At 73.3% G+C, this 21,615-nt stretch carries 18 protein-coding genes and 1 pseudogene; 15 read left to right on the top strand and 4 right to left on the bottom strand.

Annotated features, from left to right (window positions below):
• Positions 1–53 precede the first annotated feature (53 nt).
• The 5 genes from ACQ614_RS08625 (at position 54) to ACQ614_RS08605 (ending at position 7,103) form a co-directional block, all read left to right on the top strand.
• The gene (locus ACQ614_RS08625) at positions 54–1,199 is read left to right on the top strand and encodes a CaiB/BaiF CoA transferase family protein (protein ID WP_431677811.1); all 1,146 of its coding nucleotides are present in this window, start codon (positions 54–56) and stop codon (positions 1,197–1,199) included.
• 58 nt (positions 1,200–1,257) lie between these two features.
• Entirely contained in the window at positions 1,258–2,400 is a 1,143-nt protein-coding gene (locus tag ACQ614_RS08620) for an acyl-CoA dehydrogenase family protein (protein WP_431677809.1), read from the top strand.
• A 59-nt stretch (positions 2,401–2,459) separates the two neighbouring features.
• Positions 2,460–3,674, top strand: coding sequence for an acetyl-CoA C-acetyltransferase (locus ACQ614_RS08615; RefSeq protein WP_431677808.1), 1,215 nt, complete (start codon positions 2,460–2,462; stop codon positions 3,672–3,674).
• 28 nt (positions 3,675–3,702) lie between these two features.
• On the top strand, positions 3,703–5,868 hold the full coding sequence (locus ACQ614_RS08610; protein WP_431677806.1) for a 3-hydroxyacyl-CoA dehydrogenase NAD-binding domain-containing protein: 2,166 nt from the start codon (positions 3,703–3,705) through the stop codon (positions 5,866–5,868).
• A gap of 98 nt (positions 5,869–5,966) precedes the next feature.
• A complete protein-coding gene (locus ACQ614_RS08605; protein WP_431677805.1) occupies positions 5,967–7,103 on the top strand; it encodes an ADP-ribosylglycohydrolase family protein in 1,137 nt (378 codons plus the stop codon).
• A 107-nt stretch (positions 7,104–7,210) separates the two neighbouring features.
• Here ACQ614_RS08605 and ACQ614_RS08600 read toward each other — a convergent pair whose 3' ends face one another.
• Positions 7,211–8,260, bottom strand: a complete 1,050-nt coding sequence (locus ACQ614_RS08600; RefSeq protein WP_431677804.1) for a LuxR C-terminal-related transcriptional regulator — start codon at positions 8,258–8,260, stop codon at positions 7,211–7,213.
• Between the two features lie 134 nt (positions 8,261–8,394).
• On the opposite strand from ACQ614_RS08600, the gene ACQ614_RS08595 reads away from it, so the two are divergent.
• The 10 genes from ACQ614_RS08595 (at position 8,395) to ACQ614_RS08550 (ending at position 19,285) form a co-directional block, all read left to right on the top strand.
• The gene (locus tag ACQ614_RS08595) at positions 8,395–8,568 is read left to right on the top strand and encodes a hypothetical protein (protein ID WP_431677803.1); all 174 of its coding nucleotides are present in this window, start codon (positions 8,395–8,397) and stop codon (positions 8,566–8,568) included.
• A 512-nt stretch (positions 8,569–9,080) separates the two neighbouring features.
• Positions 9,081–10,313 (top strand): ATP-grasp domain-containing protein, encoded by a 1,233-nt coding sequence (locus ACQ614_RS08590; protein ID WP_431677801.1) that lies wholly within the window; start codon positions 9,081–9,083, stop codon positions 10,311–10,313.
• A 1-nt stretch (position 10,314) separates the two neighbouring features.
• Positions 10,315–11,592 carry an ATP-grasp domain-containing protein gene (locus ACQ614_RS08585; protein ID WP_431677800.1) on the top strand — a complete coding sequence of 426 codons (1,278 nt, stop codon included), beginning with the start codon at positions 10,315–10,317 and terminating at the stop codon, positions 11,590–11,592.
• A 47-nt stretch (positions 11,593–11,639) separates the two neighbouring features.
• Positions 11,640–12,389, top strand: coding sequence for an FAD-dependent thymidylate synthase (thyX, locus tag ACQ614_RS08580; RefSeq protein ID WP_431677799.1), 750 nt, complete (start codon positions 11,640–11,642; stop codon positions 12,387–12,389).
• The gene (locus ACQ614_RS08575; RefSeq protein WP_431677798.1) at positions 12,389–12,949 is read left to right on the top strand and encodes a TIGR00730 family Rossman fold protein; all 561 of its coding nucleotides are present in this window, start codon (positions 12,389–12,391) and stop codon (positions 12,947–12,949) included. Before thyX ends, ACQ614_RS08575 begins: the two co-directional genes overlap by 1 nt.
• A gap of 52 nt (positions 12,950–13,001) precedes the next feature.
• Positions 13,002–13,997, top strand: coding sequence for an aspartyl/asparaginyl beta-hydroxylase domain-containing protein (locus ACQ614_RS08570; RefSeq protein ID WP_431677797.1), 996 nt, complete (start codon positions 13,002–13,004; stop codon positions 13,995–13,997).
• A 64-nt stretch (positions 13,998–14,061) separates the two neighbouring features.
• Complete coding sequence (locus ACQ614_RS08565) at positions 14,062–15,105, top strand: isopenicillin N synthase family dioxygenase (RefSeq protein ID WP_431677795.1); 1,044 nt, start codon at positions 14,062–14,064, stop codon at positions 15,103–15,105.
• Between the two features lie 61 nt (positions 15,106–15,166).
• Entirely contained in the window at positions 15,167–16,492 is a 1,326-nt protein-coding gene (locus tag ACQ614_RS08560) for an MFS transporter (RefSeq protein WP_431677794.1), read from the top strand.
• A complete protein-coding gene (locus tag ACQ614_RS08555; RefSeq protein WP_431677792.1) occupies positions 16,482–17,906 on the top strand; it encodes a uracil-xanthine permease family protein in 1,425 nt (474 codons plus the stop codon). Before ACQ614_RS08560 ends, ACQ614_RS08555 begins: the two co-directional genes overlap by 11 nt.
• A gap of 11 nt (positions 17,907–17,917) precedes the next feature.
• A complete protein-coding gene (locus ACQ614_RS08550) occupies positions 17,918–19,285 on the top strand; it encodes a hypothetical protein (protein ID WP_431677791.1) in 1,368 nt (455 codons plus the stop codon).
• A gap of 21 nt (positions 19,286–19,306) precedes the next feature.
• On the opposite strand, the gene ACQ614_RS08545 is transcribed toward ACQ614_RS08550, so the two are convergent.
• The 3 genes and pseudogenes from ACQ614_RS08545 to ACQ614_RS08535 form a co-directional block, all read right to left on the bottom strand.
• Positions 19,307–20,074, bottom strand: coding sequence for an alpha/beta fold hydrolase (locus ACQ614_RS08545; RefSeq protein ID WP_431677790.1), 768 nt, complete (start codon positions 20,072–20,074; stop codon positions 19,307–19,309).
• A gap of 96 nt (positions 20,075–20,170) precedes the next feature.
• Positions 20,171–20,726, bottom strand: a pseudogene (locus ACQ614_RS08540) (GNAT family N-acetyltransferase).
• Between the two features lie 56 nt (positions 20,727–20,782).
• Positions 20,783–21,499, bottom strand: a complete 717-nt coding sequence (locus tag ACQ614_RS08535; RefSeq protein WP_431677788.1) for a MerR family transcriptional regulator — start codon at positions 21,497–21,499, stop codon at positions 20,783–20,785.
• Positions 21,500–21,615 lie beyond the last annotated feature (116 nt).

Raw genomic sequence — 21,615 nt, 5'->3', positions numbered from 1 at the left:
ATGCCTATCATCGCCACTGTGACAGCTGAACTGTCAAACAAGGGAGGACGGCGGTGACGGACTCGGTCGCACACGGCCCGCTGGCCGGCGTGCGCGTGGTGGAGCTGGCCGGAATCGGACCCGGTCCGTTCGCCGCGATGCTGCTCGCCGACCTCGGCGCCGACGTCGTGCGTGTCGACCGGCCCGGGCCGCCCCCGCTCGGCCCCGAGCCGGCGCTCGACCTCACCAACCGCAACAAGCGCTCCGTCCTGGTCGACCTCAAGGCGCCCGGCGGCCCCGCCGCCGTGCTCGACCTGGTGGCGCGCGCCGACCTGCTGGTCGAGGGCTACCGGCCCGGCGTCGCCGAACGGCTCGGCGTCGGTCCCGCCGCCTGCCTGGCCCGCAACCCCGCCCTGGTCTACGGCCGGATGACCGGCTGGGGCCAGGACGGGCCGCTCGCCGACCGGGCCGGCCACGACATCGGCTACATCGCCACCGCCGGCGTGCTCGGCCTGGTCGCCGGCGAACCCGGCGGCCCGCCCGGCATCCCCGCCAACCTGCTCGGCGACTACGCCGGCGGATCGCTCTACCTCGCCGTCGGCCTGCTCGCCGCCCTGCACCACGCCCGCACCACCGGCACCGGCCAGGTCGTCGACGCCGCCATCGTGGACGGCGCCGCGCACCTGACCACCATGCTGTGGGGCCTGAAGGCGGCCGGCCACTGGCACGACACCCGCGGCGCCAACCTGCTCGACGGCGGCGCCCCGTACTACGCCCTCTACCGCACCGCCGACGGCCGGCACATGGCCGTCGGCGCACTGGAGTCGCAGTTCTACGCGGAGTTCGCCCGCCTGCTCGGCCTCGCCGAGGACGCGCCCGCCCAGCACGACATCGCCCGCTGGCCCGAGCTCCGCGCGCTGATCGCGGCCCGCTTCGCCACCCGCAGCCAGGCCGACTGGACGGCGGTCTTCGAGGGCACCGACGCCTGCACCGCCCCCGTCCTCGCCCTCGCCGAGGCCCCCGACCACCCCCAGCTGAAGGCCCGCGGGAGCTACACCGAGCACCACGGGCTGGCCCAGCCCGCCCCCGCACCCCGGTTCTCCGCCACCCCGGCGCAGCTGCGCCGCCCGCCGGCCCTGCCCGGCGCGCACACCGCGGAGGTGGCCCGCGACTGGGACGTCCCCGCCCTCGACCCGCCGGGCCCCGACCCGAGGACCTGAGCCCGGCCCGCACCACCCCAGACCCGCACCGACCGTCCAGACCACCGAGGAGCAGCAGGTGCAGCGCGAGATCTACACCGAGGAGCACGAGGCGTTCCGGGAGACCGTCCGGGCCTTCCTCGCCAAGGAGGTGCTGCCGCACCAGGAGCGCTGGGAGCAGGCCGGCATCGTGGACCGCGGGGCCTGGCTGGCGGCCGGCCGGCACGGGCTGCTCGGCCTCGCCGTGCCGGAGGAGTACGGCGGCGGCGGCACCCCGGACTTCCGCTTCCCGGCGGTGCTCGCCGAGGAGTTCACCCGCGCCGGGGTGAGCGGGCTGGCGCTCGGCCTGCACAACGACATCATCGGCCCGTACCTGACCTCGCTCGCCACCGAGGAGCAGAAGCAGCGCTGGCTGCCCGGCTTCTGCAGCGGCGAGATCGTCACCGCGATCGCGATGACCGAGCCCGGTGCCGGCTCCGACCTGCAGGGCATCCGCACCACCGCCGTCGACGAGGGCGACCACTACGTCCTCAACGGCACCAAGACCTTCATCTCCAACGGGATCATCTCCGACCTGGTGGTCGTGGTGGCCCGCACCACCCCGGAGGGCGGTGCGCACGGGCTGAGCCTGCTGGTCGTCGAGCGCGGCATGCCGGGCTTCGAGCGGGGTCGCAACCTCGACAAGATCGGCCAGAAGTCACAGGACACCGCCGAGCTGTTCTTCGACGACGTGCGGGTGCCGAAGGCCAACCTGCTCGGCGAGGAGAACCAGGGATTCGTCTACCTGATGCAGAACCTCGCACAGGAGCGCCTGACCATCGCGGTCTCCGCGATCGCCGGCGCCGAGCACCTGCTGGAGCTCACCACCCGGTACGTCCAGCAGCGCACCGCCTTCGGCAAGCCGCTCGCCAAGCTGCAGCACGTCCGCTTCGAGATCGCCGAACTCGCCACCGAGTGCGCGGTCACCCGGACGTTCGTCGACCGCTGCATCACCGAGCACAACCGCCACGCACTCACCCCGGTGGACGCCTCGATGGCCAAGTGGTGGGCCACCGAACTGCAGAAGCGCACCGCCGACCGCTGCCTCCAGCTCCACGGCGGCTACGGGTACATGACGGAGTACCCGGTGGCGAAGGCGTTCACCGACGGCCGTATCCAGACCATCTACGGCGGCACCACGGAGATCATGAAGGAGATCATCGGCCGCTCCCTGCTCGGTTGACCCCGGCCCGCGCCAAGACTCCAGACCCAGCCGACCCCATGCACCGAAAGGCACCCACCGTGACCACTGAAGCGTTCGTCTACGACGCGATCCGCACCCCGCGCGGGCGCGGCAAGGCCAACGGCTCCCTGCACGGCACCAAGCCGATCGACCTGGTGGTCGGCCTGATCCACGAGCTCCAGGCCCGCTTCCCGACCCTGGACCCGGCCGCGATCGACGACATCGTGCTCGGCGTGGTCAGCCCGGTCGGAGACCAGGGCTCCGACATCGCCCGGATCGCCGCCATCGCGGCGGGTCTGCCGGACACGGTGGCCGGCGTCCAGGAGAACCGCTTCTGCGCCTCCGGCCTGGAGGCGGTCAACCTGGCCGCCGCCAAGGTCCGTTCGGGCTGGGAGGACCTCATCCTGGCCGGCGGCGTCGAGTCGATGTCCCGGGTCAAGATGGGCTCCGACGGCGGCGCCTGGGCGATGGACCCGATGACCGCGTACGAGACGAGCTTCGTCCCGCAGGGCATCGGCGCCGACCTGATCGCCACCGTCGAGGGCTTCAGCCGCACCGACGTGGACGCCTTCGCCGCCGAGTCCCAGGCGCGCGCCGCCAAGGCCCAGGCCGACGGCCACTTCGACCGCTCGGTGGTGCCGGTCCGCGACCGCAACGGCCTGGTCGTGCTGGACCGCGACGAGTTCATCCGCCCCGGCACCACCGTCGAGACCCTGGCCGGCCTCAAGCCCTCCTTCGCCGGGATCGGCGAGGCCGGCGGCTTCGACGCCGTCGCCCTGCAGAAGTACCACTGGGTGGAGAAGATCGACCACGTCCACCACGCCGGCAACTCCTCCGGCATCGTCGACGGCGCCGCGCTGGTCGCCATCGGCTCCCGCGAGGTCGGCGAGCGGTACGGCCTCACCCCGCGCGCCCGGATCGTCTCCGCCGCGGTCTCCGGCTCCGAGCCCACCATCATGCTCACCGGCCCCGCCCCCGCCACCCGCAAGGCCCTCGCCAAGGCCGGGCTCACCCCCGAGGACATCGACCTCGTCGAGATCAACGAGGCCTTCGCCGCCGTCGCCCTGCGCTTCATGCGCGAACTCGGCTTCGGCCACGAGAAGGTCAACGTCAACGGCGGCGCCATCGCCCTCGGCCACCCGCTCGGCGCCACCGGCGCCATGCTCATCGGCACCCTCGTGGACGAACTGGAGCGCCGCGACCTCCGCTACGGCCTGGCCACCCTCTGCGTGGGCGGCGGCATGGGCGTCGCCACCGTGATCGAGCGCATCTGACCACCCCACTCCCTGGAGAGACTTCCCCATGACTGAAGCAACCGCCATCCGCTGGGAGCAGGACCAGGACGGCGTGGTCACCCTCGTCCTCGACGACCCCACCCAGTCCGTCAACACCATGAACGAGGCCTTCACCGAGGCCCTCGACGCCACCGTCGCCCGGCTGAAGGCCGCGGACGACGTGCGTGGCGTGATCGTCACCTCCGCCAAGAAGACCTTCTTCGCCGGTGGCGACCTGCGCATGCTCTCCTCCGTCGGCCCCGACCAGGCCGCCGAGACCTTCGAGCACGGCATGCGGATCAAGCGCGCACTGCGGGCCCTGGAGACCCTCGGCAAGCCCGTCGTCGCCGCGATCAACGGCGCCGCCCTCGGCGGCGGCCTGGAGATCGCCCTCGCCTGCCACCACCGGATCGCGCTCGACACCCCGGCCACCAAGATCGGCCTGCCCGAGGTCACCCTCGGCCTGCTGCCCGGCGGCGGCGGAGTCGTCCGCACGGTGCGGCTGCTCGGCATCACCGACGCCCTGCTCAAGGTCCTCCTGCAGGGGCAGCAGTACCGCCCCGCGCAGGCCCTGCAGCACGGCCTGGTCGACGAACTCGCCGCCACCCCGGAGGAGTTGCTCGCCAAGGCGCGCGCCTTCGTGGACGCCCACCCGGAGTCCGTGCAGCGCTTCGACGTCAAGGGCTACCGGATCCCCGGCGGCACCCCGGCCACCCCCGCGCTGGCCGCCAACCTGCCCGCCTTCCCCGCCAACCTGCGCAAGCAGCTGGCCGGCGCCCCCTACCCGGCCCCGCGCAACATCCTCGCCGCGGCCGTGGAGGGCGCCCAGGTCGACGTCGACACCGCGATGGCGATCGAGGCCCGGTACTTCACCGAGCTGGTCTGCGGCCAGACCGCCAAGAACATGATCCAGGCCTTCTTCTTCGACATGCAGGCCGTCAACTCCGGTGCCGGGCGCCCCAAGGGCGTCCCCGCGCGGAAGGTCGAGAAGGTCGCCGTGCTGGGCGCCGGCATGATGGGCGCCGGCATCGCGTACTCCTGCGCCAGGGCCGGCATCGAGGTGCTGCTCAAGGACGTCACCGTCGAGGCCGCCGAGCGCGGCAAGGCCTACTCCGCCGCGCTGCTCGACAAGGCGGTCGCCCGCGGCCGCACCACCGAGGCCGAGCGGGCGGGGTTCCTCGCCCGGATCACCCCCACCGCCGAGGCCGCCGACCTGGCCGGCTGCGACGCCGTCATCGAGGCCGTCTTCGAGAACCCCGAGCTCAAGCACAAGGTCTTCCAGGAGGTCCAGGACGTCGTCGCCCCCGACGCCCTGCTCTGCTCCAACACCTCCACCCTGCCGATCGGCCTGCTCGCCGAAGGCGTCGACCGCACCGCCGACTTCATCGGCCTGCACTTCTTCTCGCCGGTCGACAAGATGCCGCTGGTCGAGATCATCCGCGGCCCGCAGACCGGCGACGAGGCGCTCGCCCGCGCCTTCGACCTCGTCCGGCAGATCCGCAAGACGCCGATCGTGGTCAACGACTCCCGCGGCTTCTTCACCTCCCGCGTGATCGGACAGTTCATCAACGAGGGCGTGGCGATGGTCGGCGAGGGCCTCGACCCGGTCTCCGTCGAGCAGGCCGCAGCCCAGGCCGGCTACCCCGCCAAGGTGCTCTCGCTGATGGACGAGCTCACCCTCACCCTGCCCCGCAAGATCCGCAACGAGTCCCGGCGGGCCGTCGAGGAGGCCGGCGGCAGCTGGCAGCCGCACCCCGCCGACACCGTCATCGACCGCATGGTCGACGAGTTCGGCCGCGAGGGCCGCAGCGGCGGCGCCGGCTTCTACGAGTACGAGAACGGGCAGCGCGCCCGGCTGTGGCCCGGCCTGCGCGAGCACTTCACGCAGCCCGGCAAGCAGATCCCGTTCGAGGACATGAAGGAGCGGATGCTCTTCGCCGAGGCCCTGGACTCCGTCCGCTGCCTCGAGGAGTCCGTCCTCACCTCGGTCGCCGACGCCAACGTGGGCTCCATCCTCGGCATCGGTTTCCCCGCCTGGACGGGCGGCGTCCTCCAGTACATCAACGGCTACCCCGGCGGCCTCGCCGGATTCACCGCCCGCGCCCGCGAGTTGGCCGCCGCCTACGGCGAGCGCTTCACCCCGCCCGCACTCCTGGACGAGATGGCCGCCGACGGCCGCACCTTCCAGGACTGACCCCCGCCGGCACCGCCCCCGCCCGCCCGGGCGGGGGCGGTGCCCGCCCCGGCGGCTACCCTTGCTCCGGAACGATCATCCGGAGGAGGGGGCCGCGGATGAAACCGCTGGCATGGCACGAACTGGCGGCATACCGGGCACGACTGCGCGGCTGCCTGCTCGGCGGGGCGATCGGGGACGCCCTCGGCAACCCGATCGAGATGAAGTCCATGGTCACCGTCGAGGCCGAACACGGCCCGACCGGCATCACCGGGCTCGTCCCCGACCGCGACGGCGTGATCGGCCGGATCACCGACGACACCCAGATGACCCTCTTCAGCGCCGAGGGCTGGATGCAGGGCTACCGCCGCATCATGGCCAGGGGCATCAGCGGCGCCGAGACCGCCATCGTCAAGGACGCCTACCTGCGCTGGCTGGACACCCAGCGGCACGACGCCCCGCCGCCCCAAGACGGCCTCCGGCACCGCTGGGGCGACCTGCGCGAACAACAGTGGCTGTACGCACGCCGCGCCCCCGGCCGCGCTTGCGAGTTCGGCCTCCAGGAGGACCACACCCCCGACGCGCACGCCCCCGTCGACGGCACCCCCGGCCCGGTCAACCCCGACGCCAAGGGCTGCGGCTCCGTGATGCGCTCCGCCCCCTTCGGCTTCACCGGCCGCGGCATCACCGGCAAGGGCGACCTGCACGCCTTCGAACTCGCCGCCCGCTGCGCCCGGATCACCCACGGCCACCCGACCGCCCAGCTCGCCTCCGGCGCCTTCGCAGCCATGATCAGCCGCCTGGTCGACGGCGAGTCGCTGCCGGACGCCGTCCGCAACGCCATGGAGCTGCTCACCCGCTACCCCAACCACCAGGAGACCCACGCCGCGCTGCGCAGGGCCGTCGACCTCGCCGCGGCCGGCCCGGCCACCCCGCGGACGGTGGAGAGCCTCGGCGGCGGCTGGACGGCCGAGGAGGCGCTCGCCATCGGCGTCTACGCGGCGCTCGCCCGCACCGAGCACTGGCACCACCGGACCCCGGTGGAGTCCGCCTTCCTGCTGGCGGTCAACCACTCCGGGGACAGCGACTCCACCGGCGCGATCTGCGGCAACCTGCTGGGCGCCCACCACGGCGACGGCATGCTGCCGCCGCAGTGGCTGTCCCGGATCGAGGGCCGCGCGGTGATCGCCGCCCTGGCGGACGACTTCGCCTCCGTCGTCCACCCCGGCGAACGGCGGCCCTGGGAGGAGTACTAGCCGCAAATCGGCAACCCATAGGGGCGCGTGGAGTTCTCCCCCAGCCTTCGGCCGGGAGGCGCCCCCACGCGCCTCTATGGGTTGCCCCGTTGCCCACGCAGCTGACCTCAGGCGGAGTCTGCGTGCAGGCCGTCGAGGCGGAGGCCCTCCGAGCGGCCCAGCTGGTAGGCCATCTGGACCCGGCTCTGGGCGTCGTACGCCTTGAGGATCTTGGCGATGTGGGCCCGGCAGGTGCGGACGTTGAGGCTCATCCGGCGGGCGATCGCGTCGTCCGGTTCGCCGTCCACGAGCATCCGCAGGATGGTCTGCTGGACCTCGTTCAGCCCGCGCCCGGCCGAGCCGTCGCGGTAGCGGACGCCGTACGGGCTGGCCCGCCGCCAGTCCCGTTCGAAGCCGTCGGCGAGGAAGGCGACCAGGGCGGGGTGGCGGACCAGCACCGCCCGGCGGCTGTCCTGGGCGGCGGAGACGAAGGCCGTCCTCCGGTCGAAGATCATCAGCCGTTTGGGCAGTTCGTCGAGGGTGCGGACCTCGGCGCCGAGCGAGCTCACCTTGGTCACGTAGTCCCTGATCGGCTCGCTGAACCTGGCCGGGTGCTGGTAGAGCGTGCGCAGGTGGGCGCCGCGGGCGAGCAGTTCCTCCGCCTTGCCGAGCGCCCGCGCCAGGGCGTCCGCGCCGCGGCCGTTGCCGGGCTGGGCGGTGAGCGCCTCCTGGGTGCAGTTGCGCATCGCCTCGTCGACGGCTGAGGTGATCATCTCCAGGCCGACCAGGTCCTGCACGGGCGCCGCCTGCGGGCCGTCCGAGGACGACTGGTCGTAGAGGTGGGAGAGCCTGGTCAGCTCGCCGACCATGCGGGAGCCGTACTCCTCGATGCGGGCGGACTGGAGGCGCACCCGCCGGCGGACGGAGGCGGCGGCGAGCTGCGGGTCCACCGGGACGAGCACGGTCGGGTCGCAGGCGTCGGCGGCCAGCAGTCCGAGTCTGAGCAGCTGTTCCCGGGCCGCCTGTTCGTCCGGCGAGAGTTCCGAAGGCTCCCCGGTGAGTGCGGTGTTGGGCAGTCCGCCGGTGCCCAGGGAGCGCACGTAGAGCCGCTCGGCGGCGGGGCTGAGCTGGGGGACGTCCTCCTGGCCGGAGCCCCCGGCCCGGTGTTCCGTGTTCATGACCACCCTCATGTTCATGCTGTTCATCAACATGAGCCAGCTGATCGCTTGCTCGACTCGGCCGGTCGGCCAAGAATTGTGCCCAGGCAGTGCGAGACCTTCGCAATTGCAGGCCAGAAATAAGGAGTTGACTGATGGTTGGCAAAGCTCCGGCAAACCTTCGCCGCTGGGTCGCCCTGCTCGTGGTTCCGGCCGCCGCCCTCGTGGGCCTGACGGCAGCCGCCGACCTCGGCGGCCACCAGGGCGCCGGACAGAGCACCCAGGTGCTCGCGGACCTCGAGTGGGACGTCGTCCCCGCCGGTCACTGACCCTTCGGCGGCCAGGCCTCCCGGCCGGCCGCGGGCGGCGGATCAGACGCCGCCGACCGGCCCTCCCGAGCGGGGCGGCCGACATCGTGCCGGAGCCTGTGGGGCGGACGCCCTCCGCCGGGCCGGCACCCCGGGCACCGAGTCCGGCGACGAATCCGGCCGGACGCTGATCTGCCGGTCGCCGATCCGCCGGGCGCAGCCCCGCCCGCCTGGCACACCGCACATCCCAGCTCCCTGTGTTGCCGCCCGCCCCCTGCGCGGCGCGGCGAAACTCGTCGCGCTCATGACCAGAGCCGATCGTACCCAACTGAACGGCCCCGTGGGCTGTAGTTCGACACTTCCGAGTGCTTGTCTACGCGCGTCCAAGTGCGGCGAGGTCTGACGAGTCGTCAGCCTCGGCCGCCGCCGCGACCGCCCCGCCCCCGCCGTTCGGACCCCGACACCCACCCCGCCCACCGGCGCCCGCGCGGCACCCGGTGCCGGCCGGGGCTGCCCGTCCAAGGAGGACACCCATGAAGAAACTGCTGCTGATCGAGGCGAACGGCATGGTCGGCGGTGACCTGCTCGACGCGGCACGGGAGTTGGGCGTCGAGGTGCACGTCGCCACCCACGAGGAGCTCTACCGCGACTACCGCCCCGAGCTGAAGGAGAAGATCGACGGCACGGTCTTCACCGACCTCGGCAACACCGAGACGGCCGTCCGCGACCTGCTGAACTTCGCCCGCGAGCAGGGCGTCGACGGCGTCGTCACCGGCTGGGAGTTCTTCTCCCCGCTGGTCACCCGCCTCGCCGGCGAGCTCGGCCTGCCCGGGCACGACCCGGAGAAGGCCTCGGCCGCCCGCAACAAGCGGGTGATGGCGCAGGTCTTCGAGGCCGCCGGCGTCCCGGCGCCGCGCACCGCCGTGGTGGCCACCGCCGCCGAGGCCCCCGGAGCGGTCGAGTGGGCCGGCTTCGAGTACCCCGTCGTGGTGAAGCCCTGCGAGAACGCCGGTTCGGTCGGCGTCTCGGTGGTGCGCAGCGAGGAGGAGCTCGCCGCGGCGGTCGAGTTCGCCCAGGGCTGGCCGAACGAGTTCCCGCACGGCACGCCGCTCGAGACCACCGTGCTCATCCAGGAGTACATCGGCGGCAAGGAGTTCAGCATCGAGACGGTGGTCTTCGAGGAGAAGTACCACCACCTGGCGATCACCGAGAAGTTCACCACCGACGACGCCACCCGCGCCGAGGTCGGCCACACCGTGCCCGCCGCACTGGACGACGCGGCCACCGAGGCGGTGCTCGCCACCGTCGAACAGGGCCTGGCCGCACTGGGCTTCCGCCACGGCGTCGCGCACACCGAGCTGAAGCTGCTCGAGGACAACACCGCGCGGATCATCGAGGTCGGCGCCCGCCCGCCGGGCGACCACATCGTCAAGCTGGTCCAGCAGGCCACCGGCGTCAGCGAGGCCCGCGCCTACATCCAGGCCGCGCTGGGCGAGCACCCCGACGTGCTGCCGACCCACCGGTGCGCCGCCGCCATCCGCTTCCTCACCCCGCCCTCGGCCGGCGTCTTCCGGGCCGTCGAGAACCTCCCCGAGGGGCCGGCCACGGTCGCGACCGCGGTGTACGTCGAGCCCGGCAAGGAGCTCGCCCGCCCGCAGGACAACATCTCCCGGATCGGCCACTTCGTCCTGACGGCCGACACCGCCGAGGAGGTCAACCGGCTCGCCGCCGACGCCCTGGCCGCCGTCCGCATCGAGCTGGCCTGAGATGGCCCGCATCGCACTGCTGCGGTCCATCGAGATCCAGCAGACCGACCCCTACGTGAAGGACCTGGCCGGGCCGGCCGCAGAGGCCGGCCTCACCCTCAAGCTGTTCTACACGGACGGTGACTGCGGGCCTGAGGACTTCCCCGGCGAGGCCGAGAAGCTGCCGCCCGGCCTGAGCTGCGACGAGATCGCCGACCGGATCGCCGCCTGGGGCGCGGACGGCGCCGTCTCGCTGTCCATCCCCGACGAGAACGCGCTGCGCGACGCCGTGGTGCGCGAGAAGCTCGCCGCCCGCGGCATCCCGATGGTGATGCACGGCCCGGACGCCACCTGCGTCCTGGCCAACAAGTGGGAGACCAAGCAGCTGCTCGCCGCCCACGGCCTCGACACCCCGAGAGGGCTGCTGATCGACGGCGACCTGCTGCGCGGCCGCAGCGTCCAGGCCCCGGCCTACCAGGACCTGCTGCTCGAGAAGGCGGAGGAGATCGGCTACCCGCTGCTCTCCAAGCCGCTCTGGGACTGCCTCGCCACCGGCATCCGCTTCCTGCCGGACCGCGAGGCGCTGCGCGCCTACCTCGCCGACCCGTACGACGGCAGCACCGTCCTGGAGGCCTGCGTCACCGGCGAGCTGTGCTCGGTGGAGGTGGTCGGCCGGCGCGGGCACTACGCCCTGCAGCCGCTGATCTGGAAGGGCCCGACCGGCGGCGCCCCGTCGTTCGTCTTCGACACCGTCCGGTACACCGCGCCGCGGCCCGGCCCGGACCGGGACTTCCGACCGGTCGCCGAGCGCCTGCTGCGGATGTGCGAGGACCTCGGGATCGAGGGCGCCGTCGAGGTCGAGATGATCTACGCAGACGGCGGCTACCGGATCATCGAGATCAACCCGCGGGTGTCCGGCTCCACCACGCTCTCCATCGCCGCCTCCGGCGACAACACCTACGCCGCCCTGCTGGCACTGCTGCTGGGCACCTGGGAGCAGCAGGCGCCCGGCTTCGGCCGGCGCCGCCGGATCGCCCTGCAGCTGCCGATCTGCCGGCCGACCCCCGAACTCACCGCCCTGCTGCGGGAGCGCCTCGAGCTCGTCCGCGCCAGCGAGTTCCACATCGACGGCCAGGCCTACGCCAACACCGTGCTCACCTGCGAGTTCGACCGCAGAGAAGAACTCGCGTCGACCCTGCGCGAGTTGACCGCCGACCACGGCCTGCTCGCCCCCGGCGTGCTCGCCCTGGCGGAGCAGCTGCTCGCCGCACCCGCACCACTGGCCGCCGCCACGGCCTGACCGGCACCAACCGCATCGTCCACACCCAACCGATAGGAACCGCACCCATGTTGGTCAGTGAGCAGAGCCCCGTCCTGGACGCCGCACCCGGCGTCGAGCTGCGCAGCGACATCACCGTCGAGCTGGTCGACCACGGCGCCAGCGACGCCGGCGTCGTCCGGGCCGCCCGCGTCTCGACGATCGGCGAGGACGCCCAGCTCGAGGACAAGGGCGAGGGCTACACCGCCGGCCTCATCAACTACCTGATGAAGAGCCGCCACGGCAGCCCCTTCGAGCACAACTACATGACCTTCCTGATCACCGCGCCGATCTTCACCGTCCGGCACCTGATGCGCCACCGCACCTGGTCGTTCAACGAGGAGAGCGCCCGCTACCGCGAGCTGCGCCCGGTCTTCTACGCGCCGGACGGCGAGCGGCTGCTGCGCCAGAAGGGCAAGCCCGGCCACTACCAGTACATCCCGGGCACCGACCAGGACCACGAGCAGATCCTCACCTCGGCGCACGCCGTCTACGCCAAGGCGTACGAGGAGTACACCGCGATGCTGGAGTCCGGCATCGCCCGCGAGATCGCCCGCATGGTGCTGCCCGTGGCCACCTACTCCTCGGTGTACGCCACCTGCAACTCCCGCGGCCTGATGCACTTCCTGAGCCTGCGCACCAACCGCGCCGACGCCACCTACCCCTCGCACCCGCAGCGCGAGATCGAGCTCGTCGCGGAGCAGATGGAGGACGCCTGGAAGGCCCTGATGCCGGTCACCCACGCGGCGTTCGAGTCCTACGGCCGGGTCAGCCCGTAATGCGGGTCACCGTCTACGCCGGCTCCTCGGCCGGCCTGGATGCGGTGTACGCCGAGGAGGCCGCCGCCTTCGCCCGCGAACTCGCCGAGGCCGGGCACGAGATCGTCTACGGCGGCGGCAGCGTCGGGCTGATGGGCGTGGTCGCCGACACCGCGATGGCGACCGGCGGCCGGGTCACCGGCGTCATCCCGCGCTCGCTGTACGACGCCGAGGTCGCCCACCTCGGCCTCAGCGAACTGCACGTCGTCGACACCATGCACGAGCGCAAGGACCTGATGGCCCGGCTCGGCGACTGCTTCGTCGCCCTGCCGGGCGGCCTCGGCACCGTCGAGGAGCTCTTCGAGGTCTGGGCGTGGCTGATCCTCGGCCACCACGGCAAGCCGGTCACCGTCCTCAACACCGACGGCTACTGGGACGGCCTGCTCGGCACGGTCGAGGGCATCGCCCGGGCCGGGTTCATGCGGCCCGAGGAGAGCGCCTCGCTGGTGCCCGTCCGCAAGGCCGGCGACCTGCTCGCGCTCTGCGCCGACTGGCAGCCCCCGCCGCCGCGCTGGGCCTGACCGGCACTCCAGACCCCCATCCCCCCGCCACCGACCGAGAAAGGCAGCGTCCGTGCAGCAGAGCATGGTCATCCCCGCCTTCTCCCGACTGCCCCGCTCGGCCCGGCTGGACGGCGACTTCGACGTCGTCCGGCTGGGCGCCGACCTGGACGCGCTCCGGCACGTCCACTGGCGCCGCCGGCGCCGGTACGCCGCACAGGCCGTCACCGCCCTCCCCGAGGACTGGCGGACCCTGCCGCTGCGCAGCATCGGCGGCGACCCGGACCGCACCGACGCCGGCGGCCCTGCCCAGGACGACTTCGCCGACACCCCGTGGCTGGACGAGACCCCGTACCTCGCCGAGGTGCTGGACGGACTGCCGGCCGCCAAGCGGGCCGTCCGGCTGATGGCGCTGGCGCCCGGGGTGTTCGGCACGCCGCACTGCGACGCCAAGAACGGCCTGGCCTGGGGCACGGTGCGGCTGTACCTGCCGGTCACCGCCCTGCCCGGGGCCGGGCTGGTCATCGAGGGCGAACCGCAGCACTGGCCGCCGGGCACCCTCTGGTTCGGCGACGTCAGCCGCACCCACCGGCTGTGCAACCCCGGCGCGGCCGGCACCCAGGTCCACCTGGTGGTCGACCTGCTGCCGAGCCGGGCGCTGCTGGAACTGTTCCCGCCCGCCTTCCGTGCCCCGGAGGTGCTGGACGAGATCGTCTTCGCCAGGCCGCCCGCCCCGCTCGACGACGCCGCGCGGGCCGCGGCCGGCCTCCGGTTCGACGTCCCCGAGTCATTCACCGACCGGGAGGAGGAGGACGGCGACTTCCTGCGGCACCAGCGCAGGCTCCCGGCGACCGTCCTGAGCCGCGGGGAGCACCTGTTCCTGGCCGTGCCCGGCGAACCGGAACTCGGCCTGGTCCACCTGGGCGGCGGCGAATTCCGCTTCGCCGGCTGGACGGAGGAGCGCACCCTCCGACTGCCCCGGCCCGGCGACGACCCGTCCGTCGTCCTGCGGACCCGCTGCGGCAGCACCGTGCGCGAACTGGCCGTGCCCGCCCGGCGCGACGCCTGACACCCGAGGGCCGGGACCCTCCCGCCCCCGTACCGACAGCAGAGAGGTGAGAACCGTGCCGACCATGGCAGCAACCGCCGCCCCGGCGGGCGCCCCGGTGACCCTGGTGGACGGCTACGTGCCGGTCATCGACCTGACCGGCGCCCGCTCCGGCGACCCCCGCAGGCGCGCCGAGGTCGCCGAGGCCATCGACCGGACGTGCCGCAGCAGCGGCTTCCTGGTGATCGTCGGCCACGGCGTCCCCGAGCATGCCATCGCCGAGATGTACCGGGCGACCCGCGAGTTCTTCGCGCTCCCGCAGCACCTGAAGGCCGCCCACCTGGCCGACCCCGCCGACCCGCTGATGCGCGGCTTCGGCCGCAGCGGCAGCCTCGCGGCGTCCAACGAGGACGCCTCCGTGGAGAGCGAGCGGGCGCTGCCCGACGTCTCGGAGACCTTCACCGTCAACCGGCTCGGCGAGCCGGAGGGTGCCCGCTCGCTGCCCGCCGACGCCGAGCCCGGGCTGCGCACCCCCAACCCGTGGCCCGCGCTGCCCGGCTTCGCCGAGGCCTACCGCGGCTACTACGCGGAGATGGAGCGCCTGGCCGGCGAGCTGATGCGGCTCTTCGCCCTCGGCCTGGGCCTGCCGGAGGACTGGTTCGAGGACAAGATCGACCAGCACATGACCAACCTGACCGCCAACTACTACCCGGCGCAGCCCGTCCCGCCGGCGCCCGGCCAGCTGCGCAAGGGTGAGCACAGCGACTGGGGCAGCCTCACGATCCTGTACCAGGACAACGGCACCGGCGGCCTGCAGGTGCTCGACCGCACCGGCGACCGCTGGCTGGACGTGCCGGTGGTGGAGGGCTCGTTCATCGTCAACATCGGCGACCTGATGGCGATCTGGACCAACGACGCCTGGGTCAGCACGGTGCACCGGGTGGTCAACCCGCCCCGCGAGGAGGCGCACAACGAGCGCTACTCCGTGCCGTTCTTCCACCAGCCGAACTACGACGCCCTGATCGAGTGCATCGCCACCTGCACGGACGAGGACAACCCGCCGCGCCACGCGCCTGTCCGGTCGGGCCCCTACATCATGGGCAAGTTCGACCGCGCGTACGGAAACTGACGCACCATCATTCATGCGGCGGCCGCCGGCGAGGCGGCCGCCGCGCGCACGCAGGAGAGTCATGGACAACAGCGCACCCCCGAAGCCGCGCGGACTGCGGCACACCCTCGGCCTGCCCGACCTCACCGGCAACGGCCGGTTCCTGGCGGCCAACATCATCGACAGCCTCGGCAACGGCCTGGTCCTCGCCTTCACCGTCGTCTACTTCACCCGGACGACCTCACTGCCGCTGGTCGAGATCGGCGCGGCACTGACCCTGGGCCACCTGCTCTCGCTGCCCGTGCCCGCCCTGGTGGGGCCGCTGCTGGACCGGATCGGCCCGCGTGCCGTGGTCGCCGTGGGCAACCTGGTGTCCGCCGGCGGCTTCCTCGGCTTCCTGTTCTGCCGCCAGGCCTGGATGATCGTGCTGTTCCAGCTGGTCGTGCAGATCGGCGCGAACATCTACTGGACGTCCAGCCGTTCGCTGGTCGTGCTCGCCGCCCGCGAGGGCGAGCGGCAGCGCTGGTTCGCACTGATCGGCTCGCTGCGCAACATCGGCGCGGGCTTCGGCGCGGCCGTCGCCGCCCTGCTGCTGCAGGTCGCCGGCGCCACCGGCCTGCGGGCCGTGGTGGTCGCCAACACCGCGACCTTCCTCCTCGCCGCCTGGCTGATCTCCTCCTGGCGGCCGACCGGCGAACAGCCCCGCACCGCGGGCCCCGCCGGCCCGGCCGACCGGCCCGCCGGCAGCTACCGGGACGTCCTGCGCGACCTGCCCTACCTGCGCCTGGTCGCCGCCAACCTGGGCTTCGTGCTGGCCGCGATGGTGCTGCCGGTGCTGCTCGCGGTGTACGCCACCGGGACGCTGCACGCCGCCGCATGGATCGTCGGTGCCCTGGTGGTGCTGAACACCGGCCTGGTCGCGCTGGTGCAGACCACGGTCGCCCGCTGGGGCGAACGCCGCCGCCCGGTACGGGTGCTGGCGCTCGCCGCCGTCCTGAACGCGGTCGCGTTCGCGCTGTTCGGCGCGCTGTCCGCGGTGCCGGCCTGGGCGGTCGAGGCGGGCCTGGTCGTGGCCGTCCTCGTCTACACCCTGGCCGAGATGGTCGGCGGTCCGCCGTCCAACGAGCTCAGCGTGGCGATGGCCAAGGAGCACATCCAGGGCCGCTACCAGGCCGCCTTCCAGCTGTCCTGGACGATCGGCGGCGCCGTCTCGCCCGTGGTGCTGACCGCCCTGCTCGACCGCGGCCCGCTCTGGCCGTGGGCGTTCCTGGCCGCGTTCAGCCTGCTGTCGGCACTGCTGGTGCAGGGGCTCACCGCCCGGCCCGAGGCCACCCCCGCCGCGGCACCGGTGGCCGCACCCGCCGGGGAGCCGTCCGCGCAGACCGCGGAGGTGACCGGTGCTGCGTGAACGGCTCGGCCTGAGATGGGAGTTGCACGGCGACGGTCGCGAGCCCCGGCCCGGCGCCTCCGTCCGGCCCGACCAGCGGCTCAGCTGGCCGCGGACGGCAGGCCTCGGCGCCCAGCACGTGGTCGCGATGTTCGGCGCCACCTTCGTCTTCCCGCTGGTGATGGGCCTCGACCCGAACCTCGGCATCATGATGTCCGGCATCGCCACCGCGATCTTCCTCCTGGTGGTGCGCGGCCGGATCCCCAGCTACCTCGGCACCAGCGCCTCGTTCGTGGGCGCGGTGGCTGCGATCCGGGCGGCCGGCGGGTCCAGCGCCGTCGTCACGGGTGCGGTCGCGGTGTCCGGAGCCGCGCTGGCCCTGGTCGGCCTGGCCGTGCAGCGGGCCGGCAGCGCCGTCGTCAACCGGCTGTTCCCGCCCGTCGTGGCCGGCGCCGTCGTCCTGCTGATCGGCTTCAACCTGGCGCCCGTGGTCGCGCAGATCTACTGGCCGCAGGACCAGTGGACGGCGCTCGCCACCATGGTCGTCGTGCTCGCCTCCGGCGTCCTGCTGCGCGGCTTCTGGGGACGGATCTCCGTCTTCATCGGCCTGGTCTTCGGCTTCGCCTTCTCCTGGCTGCTGGACCTCACCACCGGCCCGATCACCGCCAAGGACGCCACCGGCGCCGTCACCACCCACCTGCGGGTGAACCTCGACGCGGTGGCGAGCGCCGACTGGATCGGCCTGCCGTCCATGCACGCACCGGAGTTCCGGCTCTCCGCCGTCCTGCTCGCCCTGCCCGCGGTGATCGCCCTGGTCGCCGAGAACACCGGCCACGTGAAGGCCGTCGCCGAGATGACCGGCACCGACCTCGACGGCAGCCTCGGCCGCGCACTGTTCGCCGACGGCCTGGCCACGGCGGTGGCCGCCGGCACCGGCTCCGCCCCCACCACCACCTTCGCCGAGAACATCGGCGTGATGGCGGCGACCCGCATCTACTCCACCGCCGCGTACTGGGTGGCCGCCGGTACGGCCGTCCTGCTCGGCCTCTGCCCCAAGTTCGGGGCGGTCGTCGCGGCCACCCCGGGCGGCGTGCTCGGCGGCATCACCGTGGTCCTCTACGGCATGATCGGGCTGCTCGGCGCGAACATCTGGGTGAAGAACCGGGTGGACTTCGGCGATCCGGTCAACCTGGTTCCGACCGCCGCCGGCGTGGTCGCCGGGATCGGCGGCGTCTCGGTCGGCGTGACGGGCGGCTTCTCCCTCAGCGGCATCACCCTGGGCACGCTGATCGTCCTGGTCGGCCACCACGCCCTGCGCCGCCTCTCCTCGCGCCGCCCCGCCACCGCGAATCCCTCGCCCGCCCCCGCCGAGGCCGCTGCGAGCCCCGTACCCACCCCTGCCGCCGCACCCGCCGGCGCCGCCCCCGCCTGTTGAGGAGCAACCCGATGACCCGCCCCGCACCCGCGTTCACCGAGAACGCGCTGACCACCGCCTACCTGGCCGGCAGCCCGAGCGCCGAAGCCCTGGCCAGGCTCTGCGCCGACGACGAGCCGCTCCGGGCCGCCCTCGGCGGCAACTACCTCACCCGCCCGGTCTTCCTCGACGGCGCCGTCGCCCGCGACATCGGGCAGCGCCTCAGCGGCCTCTACGACCTGCTGCTCTCCCTGCCGGAGCGCCTTTTCGGCGGCGACGTCAGGGAGTTCGCCGCCGCGGCCGGCTGGTCGCCGCTGCAGATCGCCACCTCGCTGCGCCCGGACGGACGGCCGCGCACCGTGCCGCGGATCGCCCGCTCCGACCTCTACCAGGAGGCCGGCGGCTTCAAGCTGCTGGAGCTGAACGTCGGCAGCCCGCTCGGCGGCTTCGACACCCCGCTGATCAACCGGGCCATGCTCCGCGACGAGAACCTCCGGCGCTTCGTCGCCGAGCACCGGCTGGAGTACGCCGACACGCTGCAACTGCTGGTCGCCATGTGGCGCGAGGCCTTCCCCGCCCTGGACTTCGCCGCCTCCCCGGTGGTCGCCCTGGTGGACTGGCCGACCAGCTACCCGTACCTGGAGCCGCGGCTGCGGGTCATGGCCGACATGCTCGCACCGCTGGGCATCGAGGCGATCCCCTGCCACGCGGGCGAGGTCGAGGTCGGCCCCGACGGGGTGTACGTGCACGGCCGCCGGATCGACCTGGTGCACCGCTGGTTCGTCAGCGAGGACCTGGTGGACCCGGCCGACGCCGCGCTGGCCGCGCCGATCCTGGCCGCCGCCGACGCCGGCCTGGTCGAGCTGTTCGCCACCCTGGAGACCGAGCTGTACGGTGCCAAGGGCTGCCTCGCCCTGGTCAGCGACGAACGGCACCGCCCGTCCTTCGACGCCGCCGAACTCGCCCTGGTCGACGGGCTGCTGCCGTGGACGCGGATGCTCGCCGACCGCAAGGTCGAGGCCGACGGCGAACAGGTCGACATGCTGCCGTACGTGCTGGCCCACCGGGAGGAGTTCGCCCTCAAGGCCACCGCCGGACACGGCGGCCTCGACGTGCTGGCCGGCTGGCAGGCCGAACCGGAGGAGTGGCGCGCCCGGGTGGAGGCCGCGACCGGCGGACCGTACGTCGTGCAGCGGCGGGTCCGGCCGCTGGTCGAGCGCTTCCCGGTCGGCGACGGGACGGGCCGCACCGAACCGGTGGTCGTCAACTGGGGCGTCTTCATGATCGGCCACGGCTACGGCGGCGCCTTCAACCGCGGCATAGCCAACCCGGAGCCCGGCGTGATCAGCCTCGCCAACGGCGCCAGCTTCACCACCGCGTTCCACACCCCGGTGGACTGACCCCGCGCCGGTGCCTGCGGGCTACTCCGTGAGCGCCGCCGCGGCGGCCCGGGCGAAGCCCTCCGGGTTGTCCAGCATGATGTTGTGCCCGCAGTCCGGGACGGACACCACCGACACCCCGGCGGCGGCCAGCCCCTCCGCGCCCGGCAGCGGCCCGTCGGCCTCCGGCACCAGGAAGGTGCGCGGCACGGCCAGCCTGCACAGCACCTCCCGCACCGTCGGGGAGGTGTTGCGGACGAGGTGGACGGCGCTGCGGTACAGCGCCTCCCGGCCGGCCAGCCGCATCGTGGCCCACCAGTGCGGGCTCACCCGCTCGGCGATCTCGTCCCAGCCCTCGGCGAGGAACTCCTCCTCGGTGTACGCGGCGATGCCGCTGCCACCGCCGCGTCCGGGGCGGGGGGCCACCGGGTCGAGGTTCGCGTCTACCAGCAGCAGCCGGGACACCAGGTGCGGGTGGCGGTCGGCCAGCACGACCGCCACCGAGCCGCCCATGCTGTGCGCGACCAGCTCGGCACCGGCCACACCCGCGGCGGTCAGCGCCGCGGCCAGGGCGTCGGCGTGCGACTCGAGGGTGTAGTCGAAGCCGGCCGGCCGGTCGCTGATGCCGTGGCCCAGCAGGTCCACCAGCAGCGACCGGCGCCCGGCCAGCAGCGGATGCACGGCCGAGGCCGCGAAGTACGCCGGTGCACTGGCGCCCAGCCCGTGCACGTAGACCCGGGCGGCCTCCCGTCCTTCGAACTCCACCCAGCGCATCTGATCGCCCTCGGGCGTCACGGTTGCGGTCCGCACCGGCCGGCTCCTTCTGTCTCGTACATGTCGGCAGGAGAAGACCCTAATGCGTCCCGACACCTCGTCAGGCCGGGTTCCGGCAGGTCCGGCGTCCCGTCAGGACCGGCCGGGCAGACCCTGCGGCGACCGGCGCAGCCGGTACAGCACGCTCGGGCGCAGCGGGCTGCCCTCCGGGGCGTACGGGTCCTCGAAGTCCTCGGCCGGGTCGCGGACCATGCCGAGACGCTGCATCACGGCCTGCGAGCGGTGGTTGGCGGCGGTGGTGACGGCGAGGACCTCCGGCAGGCGGAGGGTGTCGAAGGCGGTCCAGGCAGGCCCGGCCGGCCTCGGTGGCGTAGCCGTGGCCCCAGGCGCTGCGGGCCAGCCGCCAGCCGACCTCCACACCGGTGAAGGGCATGTCCCCGTCGACGTCGTCCAGCCCGGCGAAGCCGACGAACTCCCCGGTGGCGGCGACCTCGACCGCCCACCAGCCGTAGCCGCGCCGCTCCATGTCGGCGCGGAAGGCGGCCACCCCGGCCTCGCACTGCTCCCGGGTCAGCAGCTCCCCGAGGTGCTCGCGCACCTCGGGGTCGGCGTTCATCGCAGCCCAGGGGGCCAGGTCGGACTCCCGCCAGGGGCGCAGCAGGAGCCGTTCGGTGCGCAGTTCGGTCATGGCCCGAGCCAACCCCGGGCCGACCGCCCTGTCGAGCGGATTTCCCGCGGCCGGTGCTACTCGGTGCTGCCGGTCAGTTCCTCCGCCAGGGAGCGCTGGAAGGCGGTGACGATCGCCTGCACCACCAGCGGCTGGATGCGGTCGGCGAGGCTCTTCATCCGGTCCAGGTCGGCCGGGGCCGGGTCGCTCTCCCGGTACGGCTTCCACACCGTGTCGCGGAACAGCCGGTGCAGGTCGTGCGCGGTGGCCCGGCTGTGCAGCCGGACGACCGCCCGCGCCGCCAGCAGGGTCTCCAGCGGTATCGGCACGTCCAGGATGCGCACACCGAGCGGCAGCAGACCGGGGTCGATCTTGAAGACGTCCGGTTCCCCGGTGCGGTGCAGGGCGCCCATGGCGGCGAGCCGGTCCAGGTCGGCGTCGGAGAGGTCGCGGCCGATCCGCCGGGCGAGCTGCGCCCGGTCGGCCTCCTCGGCGGCCTCCGGAGTCCACGAGGCGACCAGCGCCCGGTGGATCGCGAGGTCCAGCGAGCCGATGTCCTCGGGCAGTTGGGCGAGGTAGCGCTCGATCGCGGCGAGCGTCAGGCCCTGCCGCTGCAACTCCTCGATCAGCTCCAGCCGCCCCAGGTGCTCCGGCCCGTACAGGCCCACCCGGCGCGGGCCCAGCTCGGGCGGCGGCAGCAGGCCCTTGGCGGCGTAGAAGCGCAGCGTGCGGACGGTCACCCCGGCCCGGGCCGCCAGTTCGTCGACGGTGAGCTGCGGTGTGCCTGCTGTCATACGGTGCAACCTCTTCCGCCCGCACGCCCCCACCGGGTGCTGCAGTCCTGCTGTGACACCACCAGTGTGACAGTGCCGCGACCTGGCGGTCCACCGCGTCCGCGCCGGCCGGCGGC

It is taken from the genome of Kitasatospora dryopteridis, from assembly GCF_050749075.1.
Classification (GTDB): Bacteria; Actinomycetota; Actinomycetes; order Streptomycetales; family Streptomycetaceae; genus Kitasatospora.
The sequence above is the reverse complement of the archived record's forward strand: the minus strand, read 5'-3'. Positions and strand labels throughout refer to the sequence as shown.

Excerpts from the sequence above, each read along its gene's own strand:
- ACQ614_RS08610 (WP_431677806.1), top strand. The coding sequence starts at position 3,703 with ATGACTGAAGCAACCGCCATCCGCTGGGAGCAGGACCAGGACGGCGTG.
- ACQ614_RS08605 (WP_431677805.1), top strand. The coding sequence starts at position 5,967 with ATGAAACCGCTGGCATGGCACGAACTGGCGGCATACCGGGCACGACTG.
- ACQ614_RS08600 (WP_431677804.1), bottom strand. The coding sequence starts at position 8,260 with ATGAACACGGAACACCGGGCCGGGGGCTCCGGCCAGGAGGACGTCCCC.
- ACQ614_RS08595 (WP_431677803.1), top strand. The coding sequence starts at position 8,395 with ATGGTTGGCAAAGCTCCGGCAAACCTTCGCCGCTGGGTCGCCCTGCTC.
- ACQ614_RS08590 (WP_431677801.1), top strand. The coding sequence starts at position 9,081 with ATGAAGAAACTGCTGCTGATCGAGGCGAACGGCATGGTCGGCGGTGAC.
- ACQ614_RS08585 (WP_431677800.1), top strand. The coding sequence starts at position 10,315 with ATGGCCCGCATCGCACTGCTGCGGTCCATCGAGATCCAGCAGACCGAC.
- thyX (WP_431677799.1), top strand. The coding sequence starts at position 11,640 with ATGTTGGTCAGTGAGCAGAGCCCCGTCCTGGACGCCGCACCCGGCGTC.
- ACQ614_RS08575 (WP_431677798.1), top strand. The coding sequence starts at position 12,389 with ATGCGGGTCACCGTCTACGCCGGCTCCTCGGCCGGCCTGGATGCGGTG.
- ACQ614_RS08565 (WP_431677795.1), top strand. The coding sequence starts at position 14,062 with ATGGCAGCAACCGCCGCCCCGGCGGGCGCCCCGGTGACCCTGGTGGAC.
- ACQ614_RS08560 (WP_431677794.1), top strand. The coding sequence starts at position 15,167 with ATGGACAACAGCGCACCCCCGAAGCCGCGCGGACTGCGGCACACCCTC.
- ACQ614_RS08550 (WP_431677791.1), top strand. The coding sequence starts at position 17,918 with ATGACCCGCCCCGCACCCGCGTTCACCGAGAACGCGCTGACCACCGCC.
- ACQ614_RS08535 (WP_431677788.1), bottom strand. The coding sequence starts at position 21,499 with ATGACAGCAGGCACACCGCAGCTCACCGTCGACGAACTGGCGGCCCGG.